This is a genomic window from Nocardia sp. CC201C, from assembly GCF_030010695.1.
GTDB classification, from domain to species: Bacteria; Actinomycetota; Actinomycetes; order Mycobacteriales; family Mycobacteriaceae; genus Nocardia; species Nocardia otitidiscaviarum.
On sequence record NZ_JASCXP010000383.1, the window covers coordinates 1 to 7,146 of the forward strand.

General features: G+C 70.4%; 8 protein-coding genes. 1 reads left to right on the plus strand and 7 read right to left on the minus strand.

Annotation, left to right across the window (positions count from 1 at the left end):
- The 7 genes from QK444_RS29150 to serB form a co-directional block, all read right to left on the minus strand.
- Positions 1-944 (minus strand): DUF5996 family protein (locus tag QK444_RS29150; protein ID WP_282785335.1); only part of this gene is annotated, 944 nt, incomplete at its 3' end.
- A gap of 160 nt (positions 945-1,104) precedes the next feature.
- The gene (locus QK444_RS29155; RefSeq protein ID WP_282785342.1) at positions 1,105-1,878 is read right to left on the minus strand and encodes an NUDIX hydrolase; all 774 of its coding nucleotides are present in this window, start codon (positions 1,876-1,878) and stop codon (positions 1,105-1,107) included.
- 438 nt (positions 1,879-2,316) lie between these two features.
- On the minus strand, positions 2,317-3,150 hold the full coding sequence (locus QK444_RS29160; protein ID WP_282785336.1) for an ABC transporter ATP-binding protein: 834 nt from the start codon (positions 3,148-3,150) through the stop codon (positions 2,317-2,319).
- Positions 3,151-3,204: 54 nt separating this feature from the next.
- Positions 3,205-3,411: a hypothetical protein gene (locus QK444_RS29165; RefSeq protein ID WP_282785337.1), complete on the minus strand. Its 207-nt coding sequence runs from the start codon at positions 3,409-3,411 to the stop codon at positions 3,205-3,207.
- Between the two features lie 170 nt (positions 3,412-3,581).
- Positions 3,582-4,346 (minus strand): peptidyl-tRNA hydrolase, encoded by a 765-nt coding sequence (locus QK444_RS29170; protein WP_282785338.1) that lies wholly within the window; start codon positions 4,344-4,346, stop codon positions 3,582-3,584.
- A 93-nt stretch (positions 4,347-4,439) separates the two neighbouring features.
- On the minus strand, positions 4,440-4,922 hold the full coding sequence (locus tag QK444_RS29175; protein ID WP_282785339.1) for a protease inhibitor I42 family protein: 483 nt from the start codon (positions 4,920-4,922) through the stop codon (positions 4,440-4,442).
- Between the two features lie 78 nt (positions 4,923-5,000).
- On the minus strand, positions 5,001-6,302 hold the full coding sequence (gene serB, locus QK444_RS29180; RefSeq protein WP_282785340.1) for a phosphoserine phosphatase SerB: 1,302 nt from the start codon (positions 6,300-6,302) through the stop codon (positions 5,001-5,003).
- A 143-nt stretch (positions 6,303-6,445) separates the two neighbouring features.
- Between serB and QK444_RS29185 the strand changes: the two genes are divergently transcribed.
- A complete protein-coding gene (locus tag QK444_RS29185; RefSeq protein ID WP_282785341.1) occupies positions 6,446-7,072 on the plus strand; it encodes a SagB/ThcOx family dehydrogenase in 627 nt (208 codons plus the stop codon).
- Positions 7,073-7,146: the final 74 nt, after the last annotated feature.

The following is a 7,146-nucleotide window of genomic DNA, read 5'->3' on the forward strand; positions in this document are numbered from 1 at the left end:
TGTTCGCGCAGCACCGGGTCGGTGATGCCGCCCCAGCAGGTCAGCGCGGGGGCGTCCCAGCCCGCCAGTTCGGAGCCGCGGGCGTAGACGAACTGGTAGAACTCGAGGGCCGCGCCGACCGGGTCGGCGGTGGCGCGGGCCTCGTCGTAGGCGTAGTAGGCGGCGTGGGCCGAGCCCGAGGGCACCCAGCGGGCCCTGGCGGGGCGCGGTTCGGCGTCGGTCAGCCCGTCGGGCTCGGGGGCGACGTAGGAGTAGAAGGTGGGTTCGGGGACCTTGTCGTCGCCGAACCAGAATCCGGCGCTGATCACCTCGCGCGAATACGCCTCGCGGGTCACGGGATCCACGCTCGCGGGCATCTCGATGTGCCGGGGCGCGAAGCGCTGCACCGCGATGTCGAAGGTGTGCCAGAAGACCTGCACCGGACTGATCTTCCCGGAGAAGGCCGCGCTGAACTCCTCCAGAATGCGGCCGACCTGGCTGTACACCAGGAAAGCGTCCCGCGCCCGCTCCGGGTCGTAGTCGGCGTGCTCGGTGTCCTCGTCGAAGGGACGGCCGTGGTCGGGCAGGTCGAAGGGGGTCGGATTCGGCAGCGTGCAATCGATGCCGGAGGCGCGCAGGGCCGCCATCACATCGGTGTAGAAGCTCGCCACCGACTGGCCCGCCAGCGGTACCGCGCCGCGCCGGCCGTGAGCGGTCTCGATCCGCAGTTCGTGGTCGAAGAAGTCGAAGGCGCAGGTGAAGACCGGTCCGGTGCGGGCCGAGCCGAGCGGGACCGTGGTCCAGCCGCGCGCGGTGGGTCGGAATGTCATATGCCACCAGTGGTTTCGGCGGATCCCGCGCTCCAGCGCCACCTTGCCGACGATCTGGAGGTAGCGGTGCAGGGTCTCCTTGGTGGGTCGCCAGGATTCCAGCGGGATCGCGGGCAGCGGGTCGGTCATCGCCATCGGTACGCACCTTTCGTCGGGCGTTCGCCGGATATGCACGAAATCAGCAAACCCAGGGTAACTCCGGGCCACGGTGGTCTCCGGGCGCACGACCGATCGGGACACCGCTCGGCCCACGCCGCCAGGGGTTATGCGGAGGCCGCCGAAGTCCCCGCCGTGCTCAGGGCCGCTGGGAGCCGCGGAGGCGGGTGCCGTCGGGCAGGTCCGAGAAGTAGCGTGCGGCGTTCGGGAAGGCCAGGGTGGGGCCGCCCGATTCCGGGTCGTAGACCGGCATGATCGGTTCGATCGCGGGGGTGGCGGCGAGAATATCGGCGGTGGAGCCGAATTCGCCGAGGGCGACCAGCTGCGACCAGGTGGGCGGGAGCAGCACGTCCAGTCCCGACCGCCAGCGTTCGATGGCCTCGGCGGGGGTGGACCAGGTGACGACCTCGGCCTCGGAGGTGGCGTCGTCGGCCTGCTGCCCCTCGGGCAGCACCGCCACGAAGAAGTGGGTGTCGTAGCGACGCGACTCCACTTCGGGGGTGATCCAGTTCGCCCACGGGCGCAGCAGATCGGCGCGCAGCACCAGTCGCTCGCGGGTGAGGAATTCGGCGAAGGACAGTTCACGACGCTCCAGCCGACCCCGGACCTCGGCGTAGACGCCGGTGTCGGCGACCACGGTGTCGGCGGTCGGTCCGGCCAGCAGCACCCCGCACTCCTCGAAGGTCTCGCGCACCGCGGCGCAGACCAGCGCCTGCGCCCGCGCCGCGTCGGTGCCACCGAAACGCGCCGCCCACCAGGCGGGTTCGGGTCCGGCCCAGTCCAGCGCCACGGCGGCGTCGGTGGCATCCACCCCGCCGCCCGGGAAGACGGTCATCCCGGCCGCGAACGCCATGGCGTTCACGCGGCGCTGCAGGAACACCTCGGGCCCGTTCACACCGTCCCGCACCAGCATGACCGTGGAGGCGTCCCGAACCGGCACCGCGGTCGGCTGCTCGCCACGCGCAACTGTCTCGCTCACACTCCGCACCCTAACGTTTGCTAGGTCGGCGCGACAGGGCAGCACCGGTCCGGACACCGGACCAACCGGTCGCGCGGGACCCAAGCGGCTCGGGAGGGAAAGCGGCATTACCCGCGCCGTCCATCCTGTTCGATGCACCCCAACCATGTTGCGGACAGTGTGCCCGCCTGTCGGTTCGCGACGCAACGAACACTCGTCACCGAATCGGACGAATGCCCCGAACGCGGTGAGCATGACACCGATTCACCAGCCGCGTAACCGAATCGGAGCAAGTGAAACGCTCATGTGAGGCGCGCGCGTATCCGGCTCCCGCCGACGTGGATCGGCCTCGAAGCGCCGCCCGCCGACGCAGAAGCGCCACCCGCCGCCGGATCAGCGGGTGCGGTGCCGACCGAAGCGCTGGCTGCGACGCGCGAAATAGCGGCCGTCGATGCGGTCGAGGGTGATGGACTGGCGGAACGCCTCGCTGAGATTGTCGGCGGTGAGCACATCCTCGAGCAGCCCCTGCGCGATCACCGCGCCCTCGTTGAGCAGCATGCCGTGGGTGAAGCCCGGCGGGATCTCCTCGACGTGGTGGGTGACCAGCACGGTGGCGGGCGCGTCGGGGTCGGCGGCCAGATCGCCCAGGCGTTCCACCAACTCCTCCCGGCCGCCCAGGTCCAGCCCGGCGGCGGGTTCGTCGAGCAGGAGCAGTTCCGGATCGGCCATGAGCGCGCGGGCGATGAGCACCCGCTTGCGTTCACCCTCGGAGAGGGTGCCGTAGGCGCGGTCGGAAAGGTGTTCGGCGCCCAGACTTTCCAGCACGTCGACGGCGCGGTCGGTATCCATGTCGTCATAGCGCTCCCGCCAGCGGCCCATGACCGCGTATCCGGCCGAGACCACCAGGTCGGAGACCTTCTCGTCGAGCGGAACCCGACTGGCCACGGCCGCCGAGGAGAGTCCGATGCGGGGGCGCAGCTCGCTGATGTCGACCCGGCCGAGCACCTCCCCCAGCAGGTTCGCCGTCCCCGAGGTGGGGTACATCTCGGCGGCGGCCATGCGGAGCAATGAGGTCTTCCCGGCGCCGTTGGGGCCGAGCACCACCCAGCGTTCGTCGAGTTCCACCTGCCAGGTGACCGGCCCGACGAGGGTGTGACCGGAACGTCGGACGGTGACGTCGTTGAAGTCGATGAGCAGATCGGGATCCGGTTGCGGCACGGGCTCCATCTTGTCTCACGCCCCAGGACACGCGTCAACGTGGTGTGCGATCACGGGCGTGTGTCACAGTCCGCTGGGCCGCCGATCGCGGCCGAATTCGTCGGCCGGACGGTCGAATTCCCAGCGTCGCGCACGCTCCCGCATTTCTAGGTTGTCGAATTCCGACGGCCGCCGCTCGACGCGCGGCCGGCGGAACATGCGTGCCAGAATCAGCGCCGCCGGAATGGACAGCAGCACCCACACGATAAGAATCACCAGCAGAGTAGTCATCTCCGTGTTTCCTCCCGCGGAAACTCGTGCCCCGATCCTTGCCCAGCGGTACGGCGAAGTCGATACCCGCAGCGCACATAGGCCAGTGTGGAGACCGTTCGGTTCATCGCGGGGACATCGGCGCGGCAATCGCGCAACAATTCAACGTCCCTGGACGCGGCGATGTTCCGTCACCGTCCCGGCACCGCGATCACCGTCATCGACCCCGGAGCCACCTCGGTGAATCCGGCATCCCGGACGGCGATCGCACCGCCCTCGGCCACGCGTTGTCGCAGCCGTGCCCAGCGACCGGGATCGGCATCCGCCACGGCACAACGGTAGCCACTCTCGGACCAGGCATACACCTGCTGCACGGGCAGGGCCCCGGCGAGCAGCATGCTCGCGTGTCCCACCTGTGCGGCAGCCTTACCCACGGACATACCCAATTCGGCGTTCACCCATAGCACCGGATACCTCTCGTCGAGATCGCCTGGTTCATCGAGAGGTAGTTCGGTGCCGCCGATCTGCAGGCGCTTGATCCGCGCGTCGACCGACCCGACCGGTCCGGGCACCAGGGCCCGCGCCTGCGCCCCGTCGAGTTCCACGGTCACCCCGTCCACCTCCTGGGCGGCCAGCCAGTGTGCCCCACGGGCCCGGCGGGCGACCTTGCGGATCCGCGACCGCTGCCACGCCAGGTACCGGTCCGCCCACGGCCCGCCCGGACCCACCCGTTCGTCGAGACACAGGGCGACCGACGCGGCGGCGGCAGCGGCCAGCACCGCGTCACGGCGGGGCGGATCGGACTTCGGAATATGCAGGACCAGTTGCATGGCCTGGACCAGCGCCGGATCGTCGGGATCGCCCGCGCCACCGTATCCGCGCGCCAATTCCGCGTGCCGTACCGCGAATTCCACCAATCCGGATGCTGATTCGATATCGCACACACCTTCGGTCACCGATCCACTCTGCTCGAGAAGACCGGGCACCGCCAACTCGCCATCCGTCGAAGGCATTTCCGTCGCGTGCATTGCCGGCACACCGGAACGGAACTACGCGACGCGCACGGTGAGGGTGAAACGCCGATCCGTATCGGCGGGTTCCTCCCACGGCCGGGAATAGACCAGTTCGAGGGTGGCGGTCCCCGGCTGTTCCGCGCGGAACGCCCACGTCTCGGTGCCGCCCTTGCCCGGCATGGCGGGGCCCGGATCCGCCTGGTAGTCCGGATCGCCGTCCTGACGCAGGATGTCCTGGTCGAGTCGCACCATCGCCCAGGACGCACCGGTGGACGGGTTGGACGGCAGCCGCACCAGCAGTCGCTGCCCGGTCGGCAGGTCCAGTTCGGTGCCGTTCGCGGACTGGTCGACGGTGACCGGACCTGACGCGGGCGCGGTGGTCGACGGGTTCGTGGTCGGGGCGGTGCTCGACGCGGTGGTGGGCTGCGCCGTGGTCGATGCCGGGTCGGAGTCGCCGGAATCGGTGGAACAGCCGACGAGCACCAGGCCGAGCGCCACTACCGGCAGGAGGCTACGCATGACGCGAGCCTACTGGCGAATCCCTGGCATACCGCCGACCGACGCGGGCGCGTCAATTGCTGAACCGACGCGGGCGCGTCAGCTGTTGAGCGGTACCCGGCGCAGCATTCCGTCGCGGGCGTCGGCCGCCTCCACCTCGTCGCGGGTGACGCCGAGAATGAACAGGATCGCGTCCAGGTACGGATGCGACAGCGCCGCGTCCGCCACCTCGCGCAACGCGGGCTTGGCCTGGAAGGCGATGCCCAGCCCGGCGGCATTGAGCATGTCGATGTCGTTGGCGCCGTCGCCCACCGCGACGGTCTGCTCCATGGCCACACCGGCCTCGGCGGCGAACCGCCGCAGCGCCACCGCCTTGGCGGCGCGGTCGACGATCTCGCCCACCACCTTGCCGGTGAGCTTGCCGTCGACGATCTCGAGCGTATTGGCCTGCACGAAATCGAGTTCCAGCTCATGCGCGAGCGGTTCGATGACCTGTCGGAACCCGCCGGACACCACACCGCAGCGGAAGCCGAGGCGGCGCAGCGTGCGAATGGTGGTGCGCGCACCGGGGGTGAGTTCGATGCGGTCGGCGACCTCGTCGATCACCGAGGCGTCCAGCCCGGCCAGCGTCGCCACCCGCTGCCGCAGCGATTCCGCGAAGTCGATCTCGCCGCGCATGGCGGCCTCGGTGACCTGGCGGACCTCGTCCTCCACGCCCGCGTGCGCGGCCAGCATCTCGATGACCTCGCCCTGGATGAGGGTGGAGTCCACGTCGAAGACGACGAGGCGCTTGGAGCGGCGCGCCAGGCCCGCACGCTCGACCGCCACGTCCACGCCCGCCTTCACGGCCACCTCGGCCAAGCCGGTGCGCAGCCGCGTCTCCGCCATGCCGGTATCGACCGCGTCGGACGCCGTCTCGACCACCTCGGGGCGGCCCGCGTCGCCGATCGGCACCGCGACCGCGGGCGCGGACGGCACCGTGACCATGAGCTCCAGCCCGGTCACCGGATAGTCGGCGATACCGCGAATGGAGTCGATATTGACGCCCTGCCCGGCCAGTTCCCGCGAGATGGCCCCGAAGGCGCGCGCGGTGACCGGGCTGCCGAGCACCACCACGGCGTGGGTGGACAGTTTCGCGCCCGAGACGCTGTTCGCGCCGATCTCCACGTCGACATGCATGCCGACGGTGGCCATGGCGTCCTCGAGCTGATCCTGCAGGGCCTCCGGATCGCTGGGACAGGTCACCAGCACGCCCAGGGTCAGGCGGCCGCGGATGACGACCTGCTCCACATCCAGCAGGCTCACGGAGTTGTTCGCCAGTGCCGCGAGCAGCACCGACGTCACGCCCGGCTTGTCGGGTCCGGTGACCGTGACCAGAACCGTCGTGTCAGACGTGCTCAATCGAAACTCCGTTCTCGCGTGTGACCCGGCCGTCGGCAGGCGACGGGCCCGCTCATTCTTCCAGGTCCCTCTCCGACCACCCGCGCCGACCACGGCCCCGGTGGTGGGTATCACGCACGCGGCGCCCGGAATACGATCGCCCGATGTGGAGATTGCCCGATCCCGATCCCGGCGCACCGGGATCGCTGCCGGATATCCTCGCGCGGCGGCGGACGGTGCGCGAGTTCGCCCCGGAATCGGTCGAGCGGGCGGCGCTGGCGAGCCTGCTGTGGTCCGGGCAGGGCGTTTCGGGACAGGGCCGCACGGTGCCGTCGGCGGGGGCGCTGTATCCGGTGGCGCTGAGCGTGGCCGTGCACCGGGTGGACGGCCTGGACCCCGGCGTCTACGAGTACCGGCCGCAGTCGCACGCCCTCGTCCGCACCGGTGACCGCGAGGTGCGGGCCGTGCTGGCCGAGGCCGCGTTCGGCCCCCAGCCCTGGTTGCGCGATGCCGCGCTGGTGGTGGCGGTGACGGTCGACATCGACCGGGTGCGAGCGCATTTCGCCGAGCAGCCGCCGACGGGGCGGCGCGGGGAACGGTACGCCGACATGGAGGTCGGACACGCCGTGCAGAACATGTACCTACAGGCGACGGCGCTGGACCTCGGCGCGGTCTTCGTCGGCGGATTCGACGAGACGCGCCTCATGGCAACCCATCCGGAACTGGCACCGGCGAATCACCGGCTACGCGGACTGCTCGCGGTCGGGCGGGCGGCGGTACGGCGAGAGTGAGACCGCGGCCCGGACTCCGCGCCCACACCCGGCTCGCCCGCGGCACCCGGTTCCAACGCCGTATCCGCGCCCGG

Excerpts from the sequence above, each read along its gene's own strand:
- QK444_RS29165 (WP_282785337.1), bottom strand. The coding sequence starts at position 3,411 with ATGACTACTCTGCTGGTGATTCTTATCGTGTGGGTGCTGCTGTCCATT.
- QK444_RS29175 (WP_282785339.1), bottom strand. The coding sequence starts at position 4,922 with ATGCGTAGCCTCCTGCCGGTAGTGGCGCTCGGCCTGGTGCTCGTCGGC.
- QK444_RS29185 (WP_282785341.1), top strand. The coding sequence starts at position 6,446 with ATGTGGAGATTGCCCGATCCCGATCCCGGCGCACCGGGATCGCTGCCG.
- QK444_RS29155 (WP_282785342.1), bottom strand. The coding sequence starts at position 1,878 with ATGCTGGTGCGGGACGGTGTGAACGGGCCCGAGGTGTTCCTGCAGCGC.
- QK444_RS29160 (WP_282785336.1), bottom strand. The coding sequence starts at position 3,150 with ATGGAGCCCGTGCCGCAACCGGATCCCGATCTGCTCATCGACTTCAAC.